Raw genomic sequence first — 20,028 nt, forward strand, 5'->3', positions numbered from 1 at the left:
GGTGTGCAGGGCGACGTCCGTTCCTGGCGCTGAACGGCTATTTGGAGCTTAGCCAACAGCCATGGCGGCTTGGAATCTCAAACGACGCTGGACCGCCGGTCGGCACGCGGCATGCCTTAATATCGTCGCTTAAAGCTTGGCCATATTCGTCGCGGGCCGTAGGCCGCTTGGTGAATGAGGGAAGTCATGGCGTCGCGTTTCATCGGCAGGCGGGGTGGGCTGGCTGCGGCCTTGCTGTTGCTCTCGGCCACGGGCGTCGCCGCCCGGTCGCAGCCGGAGGTCGTGCCGGCCGTGGCGGCCTTTGAGCAGGCCCGATCCCTGTGCGAGGCGGACGGCGGGCGTGCCTGGGGCGTCAGTCTGTGCGGGCCGATGCTGATCGCCGATCCCGCGACTCGCCGCGTGATCGCTGACATGGACGGGCTCGAGACGCCGCTGGAGCGTGAGGGGGCGGTCTTCCGAGGGCATCTGCCGGACGACGTGCCGATCGCCAACACAGCTGTGCGCTGGAACGGCCGCGCCTGGACCATGCTGGTCGCTCCCTTGCCGGAGGATGAGCCCGGGCGGTCCGTCCTGCTGATGCATGAGGCCTGGCACCGGATTCAGGACCAGATCGGTCTAAAAGCGCTGAACTCTGATCAGCCCCAGCTGGCGACAGAGTATGGACGGGTTTCGTTACGTCTGGAACTGCGGGCGCTGGCGGCGGCGCTGGGCGCGACCGACCCGGCCGCTCGCCGGGTAGCGGTGGAGGACGCCCTGACTTTCCGCGCCTGGCGCCATGCCCGCTTTCCCGAGGCGCAGGCCGCCGAGAACGCCATGGAACGGCATGAGGGGCTGGCCGAATACACCGGCCGTCTTCTGTCGCGCGACGAGGCCATGATTCCGCATCTGGCGGAGCATTTGGGCAAGGGGGATCGGGTCCGCGAGTACGCTCGCTCCTTCGCCTATTATACCGGGCCGGCCTACGGTCTGCTGCTGGACGCGGCGGCGGCGGACTGGAAGGCGTCATGGGACCGGCGTGAGGGCCTGCCGCGCTTGCTGGCTCAGGCGCTGAACCTGGAGGTCGCCTCTGACGATATGACGTTCGCAGCGCGCGGGGTGGCCTATGGATCGGCGACGATCCAGGCCGAGGAGGCGGCGCGGGCGTTGGAGCAGGCGACGCGTGTCGCGAGCCTGAGAGCCGGGCTGGTGGACGGTCCTGTACTGGTTGCGCCGGTCACCGGCGCGAGCTTCAGCTTCGATCCCAACACGGTGACTCCTCTGCCGCCCGAGGGGACCGTCTATGGCGTAATTCGCGCCGCAGCCGACTGGGGCGTACTGACGGTCGAGAAGGACGGGCTTCTGTCGACTGAGTGGTCGCGCTTGACCGTGACGCATACCGGGGCTGCTCAAACGGACGAGGGCCTGAAGGGAGAGGGCTGGACGCTGACGCTCAAGCCAGAATGGCGACTAACGCCGGGGCCGCGTGACGGCGACTGGACGATCGAGCGGCGTCCCTGATCCGATAGTTCTATGGACAACTGGTTACCGTCGACCCCTTCGGTCGATTACGGCCATGGTTTCCCCGCCTCCAAACGGCCTAGTCATCGTCTTGCCGAAGGTCGTCTTCCGGGGCGCGGGACAATGACCGCTGCTAGCGCCAGCGCCGCCGAGCAAGGAGCCGAGCGATAGCAGTCCGCCGGCTAAGGCGGCGATGGCGATCAGGCTGTCGGTGTTCATGATGATCGATCCAGGTCGAGGCCGGTGCTTCTGCACTAGCCTGTAGGCGCCGCAACCGGCGTTCACAGCTTGCCTGGACCAAACTCGGAAGGCGGCGCGCGCCGTTCATGAGCCAGGCGAGATCATCCGAGCTGAGATCGTACTGATCGAATAGCGCGCCTCAACATAGGCGCGCTTCAGCATCTCGAACTTGGGCCGGTCGGAACGCTGCTCGCGAGGCCAGGCGGCGACCAGAGACTTGTCCATGGCTTCGGCTTGCGAGCGCAGGAACTTGAAGTTCTTGTCCATGGCGTGATCGACCGACCCGTGGAGCACGATGTCGGGCGTGGCGAAGGCTTGGCGGTTCGCCTTGATCAGGGTGTCCGCGACCGACGAACCGTTACATGGGAAGGAGTGTCGGGCCGCCGACATAGGAGCCGACAGGCGTCGAGGGCGTTGGCTGGCGATGATGTCCTCAATCGCCTTTGTCGGCGCCGGCCCCACCACCCTCTATGCCCTGAAGGCCTTGCTTCGCGCCCCGGTGCGGGGCGTGGGAGTGACGGTGTTCGAAGCCGAGGCGGAGCCCGGTGTCGGCAGCCCCTATCGGGCCGGCTGGAACGGGCCGTCGATGTTGTCGAACATCGCCAGCGCCGAGATCCCGCCGGTGACCGAAACCCTGCTGGCCTGGCTGCAGGGCCGCGCCGACGCCGAGCTTCGCGACCTGGGGGTCGAGGCGGCAGACCTCAGCGACCGGACCTTCGTGCCGCGTGTGGCGCTGGGTCGGTATTTCCGCGACCAGTTCGAGCGGGTGGTCGACCAGTTGCGCTCGGCAGGAGCTTGCGTCGATGTGCGCGCCGGCCGGCGGGTGGACGATGTGGCCATCCGGGGCGAGGGCGTAGAGCTGAGATGGTCCGGCGCGACCGGCGCCGAGACAGGCCGGTTCGATCATGTGGTGCTGGCCACCGGCCACCAATGGCCCTCGAAGCAGGAGTCGCGGCCGGGTTATTTCACCAGCCCCTGGCCGGCCGCCACGCTGGCCGCGCTGCCGCCGACCAAGGTGGGCGTGCGCGGCTCGTCCCTGACCGCCATTGACGCGGCGATCGCCGTGGCCGGCGCACACGGGGCCTTCACGCGTGGGGCTGACGGCCGCATCAAGTACGAACCGGCGGCAGGCACGGAGGGGCTGCGCATCACCCTGATGTCGCGCAAGGGCCTGCTGCCCGAGGCCGACTTCTACTTCCCCCTGCCGCATCCGCCGCTGACGATCTGCACGCCCCAGGCCATTGCCGGGGTGATCGAGGCGGGCGGCGTGGATCTGCTGGACCGGGCGTTCGACCTCTTCCGCCGGGAAATGGCGGCGGTCGATCCGGCCTATGTGGCGGCCGTCGGCCTGCAACGCGGGGATCTGGAAGCCTTCGGCGAGGCCTATTTCGCCGATCGCATGGCGACCGATCCCTTCGTCTGGGCCGCCACCAATCTGGCCGAGGCGCAGGCCAACCATCAGACGCGGTTCACCGTGCCTTGGCGCGACGCGCTGCTGCGGCTGCATGAGGTGATGGCGTCGATCACGCCCCATCTGGACAAGGTGCAGTTCGACCGGTTCAGCCGGCATCTCAAGCCGGTCTTCGTCGACGCCTATGGGGCGGCGCCGCATGAGTCCGTCGAGCGGATGCTGGCCCTGCATCGCGCCGGTAAGCTGGAGGTCCTGGCCCTGGGCGACGACCACATGGTCGACACCCGACGGCCGGAAGGGGGCGCACGCCTGACCCGTCGCGGGATCAGTCGGTCTTTTCCTGTCTTCATCGAGGGCACCGGCCAGAGGATACTCGGCGCGATCCAGTTTCCCTTCCTATCCCTGATCGAGCAGGGCGTGGTTCGCGACGCCGGCGCAGCCCAGGACGCCGAGAGTGACAAGGTCGAGGGCGCACGCGGCGTGGAGATCGACGACCATTTCAGCCTGGTCGCGGACGGTCTGACGCCCGACCGGCTGTTCTGCCTGAGCCTGCCCTTCATCCTCGGCCGCCACCCCTTCGCCCAGGGGCTGACCAGTTCGCATGAGATGGGCGAGATCGTCGGGCGGCGTCTGGCCGTGGTCGCGGCGCGGTCCGCCGAGGCGGCGCACCCGCCGGTCGACAGGCTGCAGGCCGTCGCCTAGACCCCGTCGCATGAAACTGTTCGCCATCTATGTCGGCGGGGAGCATCCCGGCGCAAACATCGAGGTCCATGACATCCGCTTCGTCGCGGCCGAGACGGTGGAGGCCGCCTATCCGGCCCTGCTGGCCCAGTGGTGGGGCAAGCCGGGCAGTCTTCACGTGGACTGCTGGTCGGAGATCGACCGGGCCGACGGCTATGAGGTCTCGCTGAGGCCGGAGCCCTTCGAGGGGCCCGAAAGGCTCTATTACGTCAATCTCGGCGGCTACGACGGAGTGGCCTTCGCCGAACAGCACCGCAATGTCTTCGTGGTCGCCGAGGATCTGAGGTCAGCCAAGGCGCGCGCGATCAAACGCGCCGATGGCTGGCGCGACGCCCATCGCGACGACATGTATGAGGCCGAACAGGCCTTCGCCCTCGATGCGGCGGCCCAGGCGCATCGGCTGCACATCCATCTAACGCCCAGCCCGCTGAGCGGCGACCCGGATTTCACCTGCCGCTACACGCCGCTTCGCTGAACAGGCTCTGCCGCTCGGGACGCCATCCCTGCAGAGCTTTCTGGACTGGGGAGCCCATTGCTTGACCCGGGAAGCTCGACCGGCGCCCCGACCGGCATCATCAGCTGGCGCCTGTACGGGATCGCCTATCCGGCCGCCAAGCCGGAGGGGAGGACGTCCGCCCTAGGGCAGCGGGTCCTTGATGTCGTACTGGTCCTGCAGGCACAGCTGGTAGACGGCGTAAGCGCTGAACTCGCAGTCTACGTTGCCGCCACACCCAGACACGGTCTCGACGTATCGGGCCATGCAGGCGCCGGAACTGGCGGTGGCGGCGGGCGCCGCTGCGAGCGATCCGGCGACAGCGGCGGCAATGGCGAGCGTTCTGATCATCGTGTCCTCCTCCCAAAAACCGTGAGGCAGTCAGGGTCGGACAGCAACTCCCGGGCGACCATGTGGCGAAATGGCGCAACCACAGGTATCACTACCTTGTGATTTGCCGCTGACAGGGCGGGCGTGCGGCTGTGGGGCGACCCGGCGAGGGGCCGGCAGGGAGGTTTGCAAATGAAACGTCAGATCCTGGCGCTCGCAGCGGCTGCGGGCATGGCGGTCGCGCTTGGTGGAATGTCGTCGGCAGGGGCGGCGTCGTCGTCCGGCGCCGCGCAGCACTGGCCGGGCAACGAGGACTTCTACTGTTTCGGTTACGACAACTGCTGGCCTGTCGCCTTCCGCTACGAGGTCTATTCGGACGAGACCATGACCGAACTGATCCACACGGCGGCGGACGGGTGCAACGGCGGGCCGTTCGTCTCGGCGCCGTGGCTGCCGGCGGGGCACACCGTCCGGGAGCGGATGTATGTCTGCTCCAGCTACGGCCCGTATCTGCCGCACGACTGGTGATACGGCGGTCGGCCCCGCCTGTCGGGAAAGGGGCTGGGGATTGGCAGGCCCCGCCGGGGCCGGCCGGTCCGGGCACAGTAAAAAGCCCCGGCTCATTCGAGCCGGGGCTTTTCTCTCGCCAGCCGCTCGCTCGCGATCGAGCCGTGACACCTCCTCAGAGCAGGCCGAGGCCGCGGGCCGCCATCTCCAGTCCGAGCAGGGCGATGGCGATGAAGAAGAGGCGGCGGAACAACGCCTGCGAGATGCGGCGGCGCAGCGACTGGCCGGCGATCATGCCGGCCACCGCGGGGATGGTGGCCGCCGCCGAAAGAAGGCCGAGATCGAGCCGAAGCGCGCCATGCCACGTCAGGCCGATCGCCAGGGCCAGACTGGAGACCGTGAACGACAGGCCCAGTGATTGGACAAGGTCGTCCTTGGAAAGGTTCAGCGATTGCAGGAAGGGGACGAGCGGGACCACCGCCGCGCCCGTCGCTCCGGTGATGGCGCCGGTCAGGAGCCCCGACGCCGGCGCGAGACGCCGCTCCCAACGCTGGGACAGGCTGAGCGGCTGCGCCAGCAGGCCGTAGGCCGCGTAAAGCGCGAGAACGATCCCGAGTGCCGCTGTGATCTGGGCGGCGTCCAGTCTCACGATAAGGCTCGTGGCCGCCAGGGTGGCCATGAAGGTCAGGACCAGCATGAGCCCGAACCGTCTGGCGAGCGGCCCCAGGCGGCCGCCGCTGAACAACTGCCAGACATTGGTCAGAAAGGTGGGCACGGTGGCGAGGCTCGCCGCCGTCAGGGGCGACAGGATCGAGCCCAGCAGTCCCATGACAACCGTCGGCAGGCCCATGCCGGACACGCCCTTGACGCCGCCGGCGAGGAAGAAGGCGGCGGCGATGAGAAGGAGAGTGGTCGGGTCGCTCAAAGCCGACGCGTCGACTGTCTCGGGATCAGGGTCGGCGCGGTCCGTACGATGGGTTCTGCCGGTTCTTCACCGTCGAGAAGCAGGTCCACCGCGGCGGCGGCGATCTGATCGAAAGGCGTGCGCACGGTCGTCAGCGGCGTGGGCAGGTGGCTGACGATGGGGATGTCGTTATAGCCCACCACCGAGATGTCGCGCGGCACCGACAGGCCCAGCTGGGCAAGGGCCGACAGGGCGCCCATTGCGGTGTTGTCGTTGATGGCGAATATCGCCGTGGGCCGTGACGCCAGCGTCATCAGCTCGCGCGCCGCCAGATGGCCGGCGTCCAGGCCGAAGGTGGACGGCACGATCCATTCCGGCTGAACGACCAGGCCCGCTTCCTCCATTGCCCGGCGATAGCCCTCAACCCGGCTGACGGCGCTGGAGGTGTCGGCGGGGCCGGCGATGACGCCGATCTGCTGGTGGCCCAGATCGATGAGATGGCGCGCGGCGAGATAGCCGCCGAGGGCGTCGTCGCCCACCGACGACGGATGCACGCCGTCGGTGCGAAGGACGAGCACGAAGGGCACGCCCTGGAGCGACAGCCGGTCGGCGAGGCCATCGCCGGTCCGCGTCGTCGCCAGCACCAGCCCGTCCACGCCGCGCGCCAGCAGCATGTCGACTGCGCGCTGATTGGCCGCCGGCTCGTCATTGGTGGTGGCTACGATGGTGAAGCGGTCGGCGCGGCCCGCCGCGCGCGCCAGGGCTTCGTAGAGCATCGCCATGACCGTATCGGTCAGGCGCGGCACGATGACGCCGAGGGTGCCGGTGGTGCCGCGGCGCAGATTTGCGGCCGAGGCGTCGCGCACATAGCCTAGCTCGGCGGCCACGCGGCGCACCAGGCGAGCGGTCTCGCTGTTGGACGGTGAGCGTTCGTCCAGAAAGCGCGAGACACTGCTCTTGGACACGCCGGTCGCCCGCGCGATGTCCAGGATCGTCACACGTCCGGTTTCGCCGCGCCTGTCACGCATCTGTGTTGACCAACCGCATCAGGCCTCCTGCCTTCCCCGCTTGACGCGCACAAGCCGGGATGTAAAGTGGGAACGTTCCCGGTATCGTTCCCTGCCGGTCAAAAGAAGAAACTCCAGAGAGGAAGTCCCATGAGCGCCATGGACCTGCGCGGGCTCAGCCCGGCCCCCGTCACCGTCTTCACTCGCGATGGCGAGGTGGACTACGCCGCCAATGCGCGCCTCGCCAAATGGCTGGTGTCGATCCAGGGCGTTAAGAGCCTGGTGATCCTGGGCCACGCCGGCGAAGGCACCTTCCTTACGACCGAAGAGCGGCTGAAGCTGATCGAGACCTACGCCGAGGCCGTCGACGTGCCGATCATCGCCGGCATCACCGGCGAGGGCACCAAGGTCGCCGCCGAAGAGGCCAAGGCCTGCAAGGCGGCCGGTGCGACCGGCGCTCTGGTCTATCCCAACCACGGCTGGCTGCGTTTCGGATTCCAGAAGGGCGCGCCGCAGGATCGCTACAAGGCGATCTGGCAGGAGTCCGGCCTGCAATGCATCCTGTTCCAGTACCCCGACGCCACCAAGGCCTCGTACGACCTGGACACCCAGATCGACATCGCCACTCAGGACGGCGTGGTCGCCACCAAGAACGGCGTGCGCAACATGAAGCGCTGGTACACCGAGATCCCCGAGATCAAGAAGGCCGCGCCCGAGCTGCAGATCCTGTCGTGCCATGACGAGTGGCTGCTGCCGACCATGTTCGACGTGGACGGCCTGCTGGTCGGCTACGGCAACATCGCGCCCGAGCTGCTGGTCGAACTGATCGCGGCCGGCAAGGCGCAGGACTATCCCGAGGCCCGGCGTCTGTTTGAGCAACTGCTGCCCGTCACCAAGGCGGTCTATCACCGCGGGTCGCACATGGAGGGCACGGTCGCTCTCAAGCTGGGGCTGGTGAAGCGCGGCCTGCTGGATCACGCGACCATCCGCGAGCCGCTGAAGAACCTGGGCGAGGCCGCGGAGCAGGAGATCTTCGCCGCCTTCGACGCCGCGCGCATCGGACCCGTCGAGTCGGCGGCCCTGGCCGCTGAATGATGACAAAGGCCCTCGCGTCGCCGACGCGGGGGCCTTTGTCTTTCGGAATGGGTTCCATGCCGTTCCGAGAGGTCTAAACCGCGTCGATGACCCGCCAGAAACGTCACGACGCATGAGGAAACACCCGGCGCGACGCGGATCGAGACCCGCCGCGTGAAAGGAATGGTCATGCTGAATCGTGACGCGAGCCCGGCGGCTCCGCCCGCCGCCAAGTCACCGAAGTCTAAAGACGGCCGGCTGCTGGCCAAGCTGGCCCTGATCGGGCCGGCCTTCATCGCCGGCGCCTGGCAGTTTGGTCCGGGCAATCTGACCTCGGCCATCGAGGCAGGCAGCGCCTTCGGCTACGCCCTGATCTGGGTGATCGTGGTCTCGACCATCCTGATGATCTTCTTCACCGACATGAGCGTGCGGGTCGGCATCGCCTCGCCGACGTCGATGATCGGAACGATTAAGCAGGCGCTGGGCAAGCCGATGGGTGTGGCGGCCGGGTGCGGGGTCTTCTTCATCACCCTGTGCTTTTCGGTCGGCAACGCCGCCGGGTCAGGCCTGGCCCTGTCGATGCTGTTCGGCGGCAATCCGGTGCTCTGGACGATGGTGGTGACCGCAGCGGTGGGCTTCGTGCTTCTGGTGCGCAATGTGTTCAAGACGATCGAGCGCATCCTGGTGGCCCTGGTCGCGACCATGGCGATCGGCTTCGTCGCCAGCGCCTTTCTGGCCCGACCAGACTGGAGCGCGGGCCTGCTGGGCATGGTCCCGACCTTCCCGGCGGGCGCTGAGCTTCTGATCGTGGCGCTGGTCGGCACCAACTTCTCGATCAATGCGGCCTTCTTCACCAGCTACGCCATTCAAGCCCACAAGACGGGGCGCGCCCAGTATCGCGACACCACCCTGACGGACACCATCCCGGGCATCGTGGCGCCCGGCATCATGACCGCGTTGGTGATCATGGTCGCCGCCGCCGTGCTGGGTCACACCGGCCAGCGGGTGGAGACCCTGCCGCAGCTGGCCAGCGTGTTCGAGCCGCTTGCCGGCCCCGTCGGCTATTACATCTTCACACTGGGCTTCTTCGCCGCCGCCTTCTCGTCGATGCTGGCCAACGCCACGGCGGGCGGAACCCTGCTGTCGGACGGCCTGGGATGGGGCGGCAGCTTCGATTCCCTGCGCACCAAGCTGCTGGTCGGCTGTGTGCTGATGTTCGGCTTGCTGGTGACAGCCTTCGCCCCCGGTTCGCGGGTGCAGCTGATCATCCTGGCGCAGGCCATGACCGTCCTCGTCGCGCCTCTTCTTGGGGTGTTGCTGGTGCTGATGGCCAACAACAAGCTGCTGGGCGATCTGCGCAACAAGTGGTGGCACAACCTGTTCGCCGCGATCGGCCTGGTGTCGATCTTCGCTTCGACCGCCCTGCTGGTTCTGAGCCTGACCGGCGTGGTCAGCACCTAGGCGTTCGCCGCCCAAACGACCTGCCGCTTCGCCCGGTCTGGAAGACCCGCAGCGAGGCGGCTTTCCAAACAGGAGACGTCACCATGATGGTCAATCATGACCGGGGCGCCCTGCGTCGCGCCTGCGCTCTGGGTCCGATGCTGGCCGCCGCCGTATTCAGCGCCACCGCCGCCGCCGCGCAGGACGCCGCGCCGGCCTCAACTGAACCCACGCCCTATCCGCGCAACGCCATCGGCGTCGGCCCCGTAATCGGCGGGTATGGCGAGGCGCGTTGGGCCGAGGACTGGTCCGGCCTTCGCGATCCCGCCAAGCGCAAGGATTTTCTCGACCGGCTGAAATACATTCCGCTGTCCGACGACGGCGAGGTTTGGCTGAGCCTGTCGGGCGAGATGCGCGCCCGCACCGCCCTGACCACCAGCCCGGGTCTGAGCGATGGCGCGGACCAGCGTCTGGACACCCTGAGACTGGTAGGCGGGGCCGATCTGCGCGTGGGGCCGCATCTCCGCGCCTACGGCGAGCTGGCCCATGGCGGCGCCGGCGGGCGCAACATGAGCCGGTCCATACCCGCGCTTCGTAACGACCTGGTGGTGCAGCAGGCCTTCGTCGATGTATCCGCCGAGGTGCAGGGGCTTGAGCTGGGCGCGCGTTACGGCCGCCAGTTTTTTCTGGACGGCTCGCCTTATCTGATCAGCACCCGCAACGGGGCCACCATTCTGACGCCCTACAACGGTGTGCGCGCCTGGGTGAGGGGAGAGCGGATGAGGGCGGATCTATTCGATCTGCGGCCGACCACTCTGGGCGTTGGGGGCATTGACGATGACCGCACCGACCGCAGCCGCCGGTTCAGCGGCGTTACGGCAGGCGTGCTTGTGCCTCGAGACTGGTTCGGCGGCTCCCGGTTGCACTTCGACCCCTTCCTGTGGCGTCACACCCAGGATGCGCGCCGCTGGGGCGCCGAGGTGGCCCACGAACGGCGCGATTACACAGGCGCGCGCCTGTGGGGCTCCGCCGGATCGGTCAATCTGGACTGGACCGTCGCGCGCCAGACCGGCCGGTACGGCGACCGCCGCATCGACGCCTGGCACGTCTTCACTCAGCAAAGCTTCAGCGTGGGCGAGGGCGCGTCAGCGCCGAGGGTGGGCTTGCGGTTCGACTACGGATCGGGCGGCGGAGCCTATGACGACGGGCCGCTGCGCAACGCCGTCACGCCTTTCGGCGTGCCGATCTTCTACAGCTATCAGAACGTCTTCAACCCGGTGAACATGGTCGTCCTCGCGCCAAGCGTCACGGTCCGACGCGGCCCGACCGCTCTGACCGCCGAAGTCCAGGCCACTTGGCGCGCCTCGACCGACGACGCCGTCTATCGCGCCACCGACCTCGCCTATGCGGGGACGGAGGCCGTGGACGGCCGTCATGTCGGCGAAGTCTGGAAGCTGCAGCTGGCACACACGGTCTCGCCCCGCACCAGCCTGATCGCTCGCTACGAGCATCTCGCCGCAGGCTCGGTGCTCAAGGACGCTGGCTACGAAAGTTCGGACTACCTGACGGCCTGGGTGAGCTTCAGGTTTTGAAAGCCGTGAGTGACCGTAGATCGCTTGTGATCTCACCGCGTTTTCCGGGTTTGCCTCGAGGGCGCAGACGCCGGCTGCTATGAAGACCGAGAGATAAAGCCATCAACGCCATTCGATGGCCTGCCCTCGTCCACGCCGTATGAGCAACGCAAGCAGGTCTAGGTTTGTGAACTGCTGAACGGCTCACACCCGGCCTTAGTCATCTAGCGACGCGGCGGCTTGCGGGGGAATGATTGCTCGTGACTCTTCTCGGACCTTCGGGAGGTCTGCTTCCTGGCCATCTAAAGGGCGGGGATGAACTGACTTCCACCGGCTCTGGGATATCCGTTCCGCAGCCTGCCGTCACGCCGACATCCAAACAGCTGCAGCGGTGTAGAGGGCGATGCCGAGGCTGAGGTTGAACGGGAAGGTGATCGCCAAGGACGCTGTGACGAACACGCCGGCGTCGGCCTGGGGGGCCGCAAGCCGCATGGCCGCGGGCACAGCGATATAGGACGCCGAACCGGCGAGAATGGTCAGCAGCGCGGTGTCGCCGGCCTCCAGCCCGGCGAGACGGGCCAGCCCAAGGGCGACGCCCGCCGAGAGCACGGGAAAGCCCATGGCGAAGCCGATGACGCCTGGCGTCAACTTTCGCCCGCCTTCCATCAGCCGGCGGGCGGCGACCAGACCGATGTCGAGCAGGAAGAAGCACAGAGCGCCCTGGAACAGCGGCCCGACAAACAGCTCCAGCCGGGCCATGCCGGCATCGCCGGAGACCAGCCCGACCAAGAAGCTGCCGAGCAGCATCACGGACGCCGCGCCGACGAACACCTCCCTCAGGATTGTCCTTCGCCGCCCAGGCTCGCCCCGACCCGCGCCATTGAGAAGAATCAGTGCCGTCAGGATGGCGGGGGTTTCCATCAGGGCGAGCACAGCCGCCATGTAGCCCCCCGATGTGAGACCGAGGGCTGCCAGATGCTGCTGGCCGGCGGCGAAGGTCACCACCGAAACGGACCCGTAGGTCGCCGCCAGCGCGCAGAGGGTCGGACGGTCGAGCCCGCGGACGCGCTTCAGGATGAGGAAGGCGACCAGCGGCATCAGGGCGCTGAGGGCGATGCCGATCGCCCCCGCCGAAAGGAAATCCCCGTTGAATCCCGCGGCGCGCGCCTCCACGCCGCCTTTGAAGCCGATGCACAGCATCAGATAGAGGGACAGACCCTTGGCGACCGGCTCGGGAATAGCCAGGTCCGAGCGCGCGAAAGCGGCCGCTGCGCCGACAAAGAAGAACAGGATGGCGGGCGACGTCAGAAGCGCCAGGCTGGTGGAAATGTCAGGCATGCGTCAACCGGTCCTCTGAAGGTCGGTCCGAGTGAACTCGACCGGCATGGGCATCCAGTTTATTGAGGTAATGCAGGTTATAACGGGCGCTAATGGAATGGCTGATCGGCTGGTCAATCTGGACATCGACCTGCTGCGGGCCTTCGTCACGGTCGTCGAAACCGGCAGCTTCACCCGCACGGCGGCCTTGCTCGGCCGGACCCAGCCGGCTGTCAGCCTGCAGATCCGCCGGCTCGAGGACCAGTTGCGGTCGCCGCTGTTTGATCGCGGGGGCAAGGGCGTCGGCCTGACGACAGAGGGCGCAGGACTTCTGCCGCAGGCCCGCCGGTTGTTGCGATTGAATGATGAGATCGTGTCGACCCTGGGCGACGGGGATCCGGAGGGCGAGGTTCGGCTCGGCGCGCCCGAGGACATCGCGACCATGCACCTCCCCGGGATCCTCGGAGCGTTCGCGCGCAGCCACCCCCGTATCCGACTGTCCGTAACCTGTGACTACACCGCTAACCTGCTCGACCAGATGTCGCGCGGCATGCTCGATCTGGCGCTGATAAAGCGTGAGCCCGTCGGCCCCGAACTGGGCGTCCGGGTCTGGAGCGAGCCGCTGGTCTGGGTGGCGCTCGACGGCTCGATCGTCGAGGCGTCGCCGCTGCCGCTGATCGTTGCGCCCGCCCCGGACATCTATCGTAAACGCGCCCTCGGCGCGCTCACGGACGCCGGCATCGGTTTTCGCGCGGCCTTCACCTCGCCGAGCCTCGCCGGTCAGATGGCGGCGCTGCGCGCCGGCCTCGGCGTCGGCGTGCTTCCCGCCGCCATGGCCCCCCGCGAGCTGTCAGTGCTTGGGGAGCCGCTTCCGAAGCTGAGCGACAGCGAGATCGCGCTGGTCACCGCACGGGGCGCCGGCGGGCCTGCGGAGCTTCTTGCGCACGAGGTTCTGCGCGCGCTCGAGCGAGGCCCCATCGCTCCATGACGCGCCATTATAAGCCGCATCATCACTTCTGATTGGTCGGACGGCGGCCGACCGCTCATATTGGCTATGCGGCCCGGGCCCCTCTGACGATCGCATCGGTCGTGATGTCGGACCGCATCGGGTGCGCTCGATGACGGGGTCCGACGCTTCTTCTCCCCCCTCGAACCGACGGCTTCGGCGTCGAGCGCTCCCCTTCAGAGAAGGAGAGGCCCCATGCCCCAACCGAACAGATTGCTACGAAAACGTCCTGCGATTGACGAACATGATGTCTGGACACCCGGCAACATCGTCCAGATGGACGCGATGGTCGCCGCCTGCGCCCTGGTTTCCCAGGCCGACGGCTGGGTCACCCACGACGAGCGCAGGCGCATGCTTGACCGCATGCGCAACTCACCGACGATCGCCTTCTTTGGTGCAGACGATGTGATGCTCATGTTCGAAGCTCTGCACCCGCGCTTCGAACGCGATCTCGACGATGGAGAGGCGACGGCGGAAGTCGCCGTCGCACGGCTGCGAGGCCAACCGGGCCCCTCTCGCCTGCTGATCGAACCGGCCTGCTCGCTCGCCGAAGCTGATGGCGGCTTCGACGCCGAAGAGCGCGACGTGATCCTGCGGCTCCGCAAGATCCTTGGCGTTGATCCATCGGCTTACGACCTTCGCCCGGGCGATGGAGAGGGACGATGAGGGTCGGCCCGACTACGAGCTTCGCCGTCCATGTCCTGGCGGTTCATTCCTCGCAGATGACCTGTCGGGTCGGCGGCCATCGCAGCTCGCCGACGACCCAACCGGTCCCACCACTTGGTGCAATCACTGACGACACCTCCACCCGGCGGGCCAGCCAGCACACCTTCGACATCCGAGTCTGAGGGATGCTCAAGCCGATGGACCGCCTGACACAAAACGTCCCGGCCAAATCAGTCTGGCTGTGGCGCGGCTTGGTTGCCCTGCACGCTCTCACGATCGCGGACAGTCGCCAGTCGATGCGGCGCAGTCGGGCGACCGCCGCCGCCGCGCCGTCTTCATGACGTCAGAACCCGACGATCCCCGATGGCGGGCTACCGCCGTTTCCGCGCGTCGGTCTGGCCGACACACGCGAGGCGCTACGCCGAGTTGGCCCGCCGACGGCAGCGACCGACCACGGCGGTCATCGCCTGCTCCGACGCTCGGATCGATCCTCAGACCATATTCGACGCCGAGCCCGGCGAGCTGTTCGTCATCCGTAACGTGGCAGGGCTGGTCCCGGAATATGCGCCCGACGGCGGGTGTCACGGGACCAGTGCGGCGCTCGAGTATGCGGTGAAGATTCTCAAGGTCCGGCGGATCGTCGTGCTCGGGCATGCGCGTTGCGACGGCATTTACGCAATGATCCATGGTCCGCTGCGAAACGCGCCCGATTTCCTGGGTCCGTGGGTGGACATCGCCGAACCGGTGATGTGGCCGATGCCCGAACAGGGGTCCGGCGAGGCCTTCGAGGCGGCGATCGAGGACGCGGTGCTGCGCCTGTCCCAGACCAACCTGAGGACGTTCCCGTGGATACGGGATGCCGAAAAGTCCGGCCATCTCTCCCTGGCGGCCTGGAAGTTCAGCATCGCCTCGGGCGAACTGACGCCGGGCCAGTCAGGTCCATAGGCCATGATTATCGGCTGCATGAGCACAACTCATTGGTCCGCCCGGAGGAGAACGCTCAATGTCGGTTTGCGGCCCGGGCCCCTCTGACGATCATGGTGATCGTGATGTCGGACCGCATCGGGTGCGCTCGATGACGGGGTCCAGTCCAACCAGAATCCCTTGGTCACGGCAGAGAGCGCACCCGTTCAGAGGAGCGGCTCCATGGCGACGAGAACGACCCGACGGCTCAGACGCTACAGCCTCATCATGGTGTTGAACCTGATGACCGCGTTCTCGGCTGTGATCAGGGCGATGCGATCCATCCGTTCACGGTCGGGCGGTCACCGCTGAGCGCCATTTACCCGATCGCGACCCTCGCGCGCCCGCCGGTCGCGCGCCCCCTCCCGACTGCATAGAGCTTCGCTGATGACCCCCACCCTCCGATCCGTCGTGGCCACAACACTGGCATGTTTCATCCTGGCCGCGTGCGAACCGCTCGACACGTCCCCCTTGCAAGACATCGAAGAGGCGGCGGAGGCCGCGCAGGCCTCGGCGGAAGACCTCAATTCCCGCGCTTCGGAGATACAGGGCGCGATCGACGATCCAGTGGGCGCCCTCCGCACGGCCGCCCTCGGGGCCGGCTTCACAAAGACCCCGACCGCCGAGGCGAACCTGTTTGTGCTGACTGACCTGCAGACGGGTTGCCAATGGCTCGCCACCTACGGACCAGACAACCGGGCCGTGAGCCTCGTGCCCCGCACCAAACCGAGCGGTGCTGACACCCGCCAACGCTGCATCTCGATCGGGGCGGTCGGCGAAGGCTCGCAATAACGCCGGCCCGTCGATTGTATCGACGCGCACCGCAGCCAATTCAACGCCCCCACGTCCAACAGCCCGTTTCTTCAGCCAAGGCCTGATAACACCGTGCCCACCGATACCCTGTTCCTGTTGCTTGGCCTCGTCCTGCTGATTGCTGGCGGTGACCTCCTCGTCCGGGGAGCGGTCCGGATCGCCGAAAGACTGCGACTCTCACCGATGCTGATCGGGCTGACGGTCGTGGGTATGGGCACCTCGACGCCCGAACTGGCTGCGAGCCTCCAAGCCAGCCTTGCTGGATCTCCGGGCATCGCCCTCGGCAATATCGTGGGATCGAACTTCGCCAACGCCCTTCTGATCCTCGGGACGGCGGCCCTGATCGCGCCGATCGCGGTGAATGCCCGCACCCTCTGGCGCGATGGCGGCGTGGGCGTTGTGGCCGCCCTGGCACTGCTGGGTGCGGGGGCGACGGTGGGCCTGTCCCGCGAGGCGGGCCTGGGTTTCCTGATCCTGATGGTGGGGTATGTCTACTACGCCTATCGTCAGGAGAGCGTGGGGGCGGCTCACAGCGCCGCCTATGACCGCGCCGCAGCGATGGAAGAGGTCGATCCGGCCCTGATCCCGCGTGACCAGCCGGCGGGCCGGCTGTCGGCCGCGCTCCTGCTTTTTACTGTCGGTCTGGCCCTGATCGTCGGCGGCGGCAGCCTTCTGGTAAACGCCGCTATCGCCATCGCCCAAAAGCTCGGGGTCAGCGACACCGTCATCGGGCTCACCATCGTCGCGGTCGGGACATCCCTACCGGAACTGGTCACCTCGGCCGTCGCAGCATGGCGCAGGCAGGGAGACATCGCGCTAGGCAATGTGCTGGGCTCCAACATCTACAACATCCTGTTTATCGGCGGCCTGACAGGAGCGATCGCCCCGACTACGATTCCGGCCAGCATCATGGCGTTCGACCTTTGGGCGCTGGTGGCCGTGTCGCTGGTCGTGTTGCTCTTCGCCTTCTCCGGCGGGCGGTTAAGCAGGAGAGAAGGCCTCGTTCTGGTGGCGGCCTATATCGTCTACGCCGGATATACCGCCGGACTGATCTGAGCCCTGCGCGCCGGCTTACCCTCACGTCTGGGCGCCCGCCAGGGCAGCGCACTCGGGTCGGTGAAGGTCGCATTCCCGACGGAGGGAGAATGTCCGATCTTGGCGCTGAACAGATGCAAAGAGCGTAGACTTGCCACGGACAGGGAGGCGATCTCAATGGAGGTTGGCCATGCGCCAGTCTGACCTGTTCATCCAACCAAAGCGCCCATGGAACAAGGGACGCTTGATCGGCCCCAAAGCGCCGCTTAAGCCCAAGCACATCTGGGCCATCCGCCAGCAGCTGAAGGTCGCGAGGAGAGTACGCGATCTCGCAATGTTCAACTGCGCACTCGACTCCAAACTGCGAGCATGTGACCTCGTTAGGCTTCGAGTGAGCGATGTGGCGCCCGGCGGTGTCCTCCGTCAGCGGTCGATCGTGATTCAGCAGAAGACCGGCCGACCCGTGCCGTTCGAGATCACCGAACCAGCCCGTGATGCCATTGCGGCATGGCTGGACGTTCGAGGTCAGCGCGAAGACGACTGGCTGTTCCCGAGTCGGAGCCGGTCAGGTCAGCACGTCGGCACGAGGCAGTATGCTCGGCTTGTGGATCGCTGGGTGCGGATGATTGACCTGGAGCCGCAAGGCTATGGTACGCACAGCCTCCGGCGCACAAAGGTTTCCTTGGTCTACAAAAAGACGGGCAACCTTCGCGCGTGCCAGCTCCTGCTTGGGCACCGGAAGCTGGAGAGCACCGTCAGGTACCTCGGCATCGAGGTCGACGACGCCTTGGAGATGTCGGAGCAGATCGATCTGTGATCCTGAGCCGGGCTCCGAAGTGGGCCCGGCGAAGGTCCGCTATGGGTGGGAAGCGGACCTATGCTCAGGCCGCGTCACTAGCCACAGCACGAGGTGCCCTGCTGGATCGGTGGGCATGGAGTGTCCGCGTAAGAACAGAACACACAGCAATCGCCGGGCAGCGGTCGCAACTTGGTCCCACAGCCAGCGCAATCGTAGAACCAGATGCAAGCGTCTGTCGGCATGGTTTCGGTAGCCACATGCCCGCAGTCAGGGCAGGTGAGGGTGGATTGTAGCAGGATGCCGTCGCTCATCGCGCGGCCATCAAGACGCTCATCGCCCAAGGCTCAATGAAAGGCCCCCAAACCAGAGCGAGGCCAACCAGCACGGAAGCCAGAACAAGCAGCCAAAAAGCCGTCCGCGACGGTCGAGCGCAACTCACGTCAGTTCGGCACTTTCGAACCCGCCGCCAATGCAAGAGCCAGCCCACCATCAACACGAGCGCCGCAATGGCCGTCAGCCATGTTCGCGCTCCTGCGATGACGGCGGCTCCTGCGAAGGAAACTCCGGCAAGGGAGAGAGCGAGAGGCAACACGCAGCAAGCCGCCCAAGCGAAGACCGAGGCAAACCCTCCGACAGCAGCCGACGTGCTGACGACAACATCGGGATTAGGGGGAGGCTTGTGGGTCATCATGGGAAACTCCGTCCAATGTGATAGAGGCTACAACCCGTAGCCACTACGGGATCAAGTGCGTGAAGCGACAAAGGATGACGATTGGAAGGTTGGCCCGCGAAGCTAGGGTGAACCTCGAAACCGTGCGCTACTATGAGCGTATCGGCGTCATGCCCGTGCCTGACCGAACCGAGGGCGGACACCGTAGCTACGCTCCTGAACACGCTGAGCGTCTGAAGTTCATTCGCAGGTCTCGGGAGTTGGGATTCGGCATTGAAACCATCCGACGTTTGATTTCCTTGGGCGAGGCCGAGAGCCAATCGTGCTGTGAGGTGAGGGATATGGCGAAGGATCAGATCGCCAGCATCGACGCCAAGATCAGCGATCTGACACGGCTCAGGCGGGTCCTTCAGCAGGCCGTAGTCGACTGTGGAGAGGGCACCGAAGTTCGTTGCCCCGTCATCAAAGAGTTGGGATCGAACGGAAGGCTAGCTGGTTCGACTGAGAGTGGTCGGCCACAGGGGATGAAATAAGACCATGAGCATCAGGCCCGGTTTCTACAGCGTTCGCCAATCTGGATCGGACCAAGACCCCATGGACGACGAAGCGTGGGGGCTGGCTATGCTCTCGCACTTCAAGGACGGGCGCGTCGTTGGAGTTGATCAGGGCGGTTGCCGGGTGAGCGGGACGTATCAAGACCGTCCAGACGGCGGCATCGAACTACACATGATCTACGACCTCAAATGCGGGTCTCACCTGCCCAACGGAACCGTGCTGGAAGCCGATCACCGGATTGAGGGCGATCTGGTTCTAACTGGCCAGACGGTCACTGGTGGCCATCAGCTTTTGGACATCGGCCTAGGCCCCATGTTCATCAGCTTAGAATGGCTCGCAGAGGGGGTCTGATTTCCTCACAAGGAACGTCCGCTTTGGGTCGATTTCGGTCCTGGTCTCCGAGGCCGAAAGCGGACGTTGGCCCACGTGCCGGAAACTGGTCACGGTCGACGTCAGCTAGGGGTGGGGAGCCGACTCGTGACTAGGTCGAGCGTCCTCGTTCATCAGGAACGCTTTGGGTCGCCGCCTGAATAGCGAAGGGTTCGCGCTGTAGACGGTCTTCCACGTCGCGCCATCTCGGATTTGCAGCCAGCCGCTAGACCGACCAGTCATGGCCACCCGCGCATTTCCTTCAATCCACGCGTCGATGAAGCCTTCGAACTTTGTAGCCATGTCGTCGAACGGAAAGAAATAGGACCAGAACCCTCCAACACCGAAGTTCAGCTCGTCGAAGTTTTGCAGGGCCAACGTGATTGGCATGGACAGGCCCGGCTGCACTGGAAACCTCCAGCACACCTCAACAGGAGCTTCTGCATCAGGGTCGAAACGGAGGGTGTGCCGGTCCGCAAATTCGCGAAACAGCTGCTCTGCCTTAGTCGTGCAATCGACGTGACCCATGCCAGCAGTATGGCGGTGCTCTACGAACGTCCGCAACGGGTCGAGAGCCGAACTTCAGCAAGTCCGCTAGCCGGCCCCCACGACACCCAAGC

Annotated in this window: 22 protein-coding genes; 15 read left to right on the plus strand and 7 right to left on the minus strand. The window is 66.2% G+C overall.

Annotated features, from left to right (window positions below):
- Positions 1 to 186 precede the first annotated feature (186 nt).
- Entirely contained in the window at positions 187 to 1,497 is a 1,311-nt protein-coding gene (locus E4M01_RS06415) for a hypothetical protein (RefSeq protein WP_135061689.1), read from the plus strand.
- A 324-nt stretch (positions 1,498 to 1,821) separates the two neighbouring features.
- Here the strand turns inward: E4M01_RS06415 and E4M01_RS14405 are convergent, their stop codons facing one another.
- Positions 1,822 to 2,127, minus strand: a complete 306-nt coding sequence (locus tag E4M01_RS14405; RefSeq protein ID WP_209316082.1) for a hypothetical protein — start codon at positions 2,125 to 2,127, stop codon at positions 1,822 to 1,824.
- Between the two features lie 34 nt (positions 2,128 to 2,161).
- Here E4M01_RS14405 and E4M01_RS06425 point away from each other — a divergent pair, with 34 nt between their 5' ends.
- Together E4M01_RS06425 and E4M01_RS06430 are read left to right on the plus strand one after the other, a co-directional pair.
- Positions 2,162 to 3,850 (plus strand): FAD/NAD(P)-binding protein, encoded by a 1,689-nt coding sequence (locus E4M01_RS06425; protein ID WP_245161288.1) that lies wholly within the window; start codon positions 2,162 to 2,164, stop codon positions 3,848 to 3,850.
- A gap of 10 nt (positions 3,851 to 3,860) precedes the next feature.
- The gene (locus tag E4M01_RS06430; protein WP_135061688.1) at positions 3,861 to 4,364 is read left to right on the plus strand and encodes a DUF1543 domain-containing protein; all 504 of its coding nucleotides are present in this window, start codon (positions 3,861 to 3,863) and stop codon (positions 4,362 to 4,364) included.
- 162 nt (positions 4,365 to 4,526) lie between these two features.
- On the opposite strand, the gene E4M01_RS06435 is transcribed toward E4M01_RS06430, so the two are convergent.
- Positions 4,527 to 4,733, minus strand: a complete 207-nt coding sequence (locus E4M01_RS06435; protein WP_135061687.1) for a hypothetical protein — start codon at positions 4,731 to 4,733, stop codon at positions 4,527 to 4,529.
- A gap of 171 nt (positions 4,734 to 4,904) precedes the next feature.
- Here E4M01_RS06435 and E4M01_RS06440 point away from each other — a divergent pair, with 171 nt between their 5' ends.
- On the plus strand, positions 4,905 to 5,240 hold the full coding sequence (locus E4M01_RS06440) for a hypothetical protein (protein WP_135061686.1): 336 nt from the start codon (positions 4,905 to 4,907) through the stop codon (positions 5,238 to 5,240).
- 154 nt (positions 5,241 to 5,394) lie between these two features.
- On the opposite strand, the gene E4M01_RS06445 is transcribed toward E4M01_RS06440, so the two are convergent.
- Both E4M01_RS06445 and E4M01_RS06450 read right to left on the minus strand, forming a co-directional pair.
- Positions 5,395 to 6,144, minus strand: coding sequence for a sulfite exporter TauE/SafE family protein (locus tag E4M01_RS06445; RefSeq protein ID WP_135061685.1), 750 nt, complete (start codon positions 6,142 to 6,144; stop codon positions 5,395 to 5,397).
- Positions 6,141 to 7,151, minus strand: coding sequence for a LacI family DNA-binding transcriptional regulator (locus E4M01_RS06450; RefSeq protein WP_135061684.1), 1,011 nt, complete (start codon positions 7,149 to 7,151; stop codon positions 6,141 to 6,143). Before E4M01_RS06450 ends, E4M01_RS06445 begins: the two co-directional genes overlap by 4 nt.
- A 129-nt stretch (positions 7,152 to 7,280) precedes the next feature.
- Here E4M01_RS06450 and E4M01_RS06455 point away from each other — a divergent pair, with 129 nt between their 5' ends.
- The 3 genes from E4M01_RS06455 to E4M01_RS06465 all read left to right on the plus strand — a co-directional run bounded on the left by E4M01_RS06455 (position 7,281) and on the right by E4M01_RS06465 (position 11,236).
- On the plus strand, positions 7,281 to 8,225 hold the full coding sequence (locus E4M01_RS06455) for a dihydrodipicolinate synthase family protein (protein ID WP_167765233.1): 945 nt from the start codon (positions 7,281 to 7,283) through the stop codon (positions 8,223 to 8,225).
- A 168-nt stretch (positions 8,226 to 8,393) separates the two neighbouring features.
- Positions 8,394 to 9,665, plus strand: coding sequence for an Nramp family divalent metal transporter (locus E4M01_RS06460; RefSeq protein ID WP_167765231.1), 1,272 nt, complete (start codon positions 8,394 to 8,396; stop codon positions 9,663 to 9,665).
- Between the two features lie 83 nt (positions 9,666 to 9,748).
- The gene (locus E4M01_RS06465; protein ID WP_209316083.1) at positions 9,749 to 11,236 is read left to right on the plus strand and encodes an alginate export family protein; all 1,488 of its coding nucleotides are present in this window, start codon (positions 9,749 to 9,751) and stop codon (positions 11,234 to 11,236) included.
- Between the two features lie 342 nt (positions 11,237 to 11,578).
- On the opposite strand, the gene E4M01_RS06470 is transcribed toward E4M01_RS06465, so the two are convergent.
- Entirely contained in the window at positions 11,579 to 12,553 is a 975-nt protein-coding gene (locus E4M01_RS06470) for a sodium-dependent bicarbonate transport family permease (RefSeq protein WP_135061683.1), read from the minus strand.
- Between the two features lie 97 nt (positions 12,554 to 12,650).
- Here E4M01_RS06470 and E4M01_RS06475 point away from each other — a divergent pair, with 97 nt between their 5' ends.
- The 6 genes from E4M01_RS06475 to E4M01_RS06500 all read left to right on the plus strand — a co-directional run bounded on the left by E4M01_RS06475 (position 12,651) and on the right by E4M01_RS06500 (position 17,832).
- The gene (locus tag E4M01_RS06475; protein WP_135061682.1) at positions 12,651 to 13,520 is read left to right on the plus strand and encodes a LysR substrate-binding domain-containing protein; all 870 of its coding nucleotides are present in this window, start codon (positions 12,651 to 12,653) and stop codon (positions 13,518 to 13,520) included.
- A 213-nt stretch (positions 13,521 to 13,733) separates the two neighbouring features.
- Positions 13,734 to 14,204: a tellurite resistance TerB family protein gene (locus tag E4M01_RS06480; protein WP_135061681.1), complete on the plus strand. Its 471-nt coding sequence runs from the start codon at positions 13,734 to 13,736 to the stop codon at positions 14,202 to 14,204.
- A 363-nt stretch (positions 14,205 to 14,567) separates the two neighbouring features.
- Positions 14,568 to 15,149, plus strand: a complete 582-nt coding sequence (locus tag E4M01_RS06485) for a carbonic anhydrase (RefSeq protein WP_135061680.1) — start codon at positions 14,568 to 14,570, stop codon at positions 15,147 to 15,149.
- A 405-nt stretch (positions 15,150 to 15,554) separates the two neighbouring features.
- On the plus strand, positions 15,555 to 15,959 hold the full coding sequence (locus tag E4M01_RS06490; protein ID WP_135061679.1) for a hypothetical protein: 405 nt from the start codon (positions 15,555 to 15,557) through the stop codon (positions 15,957 to 15,959).
- Between the two features lie 93 nt (positions 15,960 to 16,052).
- Positions 16,053 to 17,036, plus strand: a complete 984-nt coding sequence (locus E4M01_RS06495; RefSeq protein WP_135061678.1) for a calcium/sodium antiporter — start codon at positions 16,053 to 16,055, stop codon at positions 17,034 to 17,036.
- A 169-nt stretch (positions 17,037 to 17,205) separates the two neighbouring features.
- Positions 17,206 to 17,832, plus strand: coding sequence for a tyrosine-type recombinase/integrase (locus E4M01_RS06500; protein WP_135061677.1), 627 nt, complete (start codon positions 17,206 to 17,208; stop codon positions 17,830 to 17,832).
- 77 nt (positions 17,833 to 17,909) lie between these two features.
- On the opposite strand, the gene E4M01_RS14640 is transcribed toward E4M01_RS06500, so the two are convergent.
- Positions 17,910 to 18,125 carry a GDCCVxC domain-containing (seleno)protein gene (locus tag E4M01_RS14640; RefSeq protein ID WP_081703509.1) on the minus strand — a complete coding sequence of 72 codons (216 nt, stop codon included), beginning with the start codon at positions 18,123 to 18,125 and terminating at the stop codon, positions 17,910 to 17,912.
- A gap of 454 nt (positions 18,126 to 18,579) precedes the next feature.
- On the opposite strand from E4M01_RS14640, the gene E4M01_RS06515 reads away from it, so the two are divergent.
- Both E4M01_RS06515 and E4M01_RS06520 read left to right on the plus strand, forming a co-directional pair.
- Positions 18,580 to 19,017, plus strand: coding sequence for a helix-turn-helix domain-containing protein (locus tag E4M01_RS06515; RefSeq protein WP_081703507.1), 438 nt, complete (start codon positions 18,580 to 18,582; stop codon positions 19,015 to 19,017).
- A 61-nt stretch (positions 19,018 to 19,078) separates the two neighbouring features.
- The gene (locus E4M01_RS06520; RefSeq protein WP_045319245.1) at positions 19,079 to 19,390 is read left to right on the plus strand and encodes a hypothetical protein; all 312 of its coding nucleotides are present in this window, start codon (positions 19,079 to 19,081) and stop codon (positions 19,388 to 19,390) included.
- Between the two features lie 105 nt (positions 19,391 to 19,495).
- On the opposite strand, the gene E4M01_RS06525 is transcribed toward E4M01_RS06520, so the two are convergent.
- Entirely contained in the window at positions 19,496 to 19,936 is a 441-nt protein-coding gene (locus E4M01_RS06525) for a hypothetical protein (RefSeq protein ID WP_135061676.1), read from the minus strand.
- Positions 19,937 to 20,028 lie beyond the last annotated feature (92 nt).

This window comes from Brevundimonas sp. MF30-B (assembly GCF_004683885.1).
Classification (GTDB): Bacteria; Pseudomonadota; Alphaproteobacteria; order Caulobacterales; family Caulobacteraceae; genus Brevundimonas.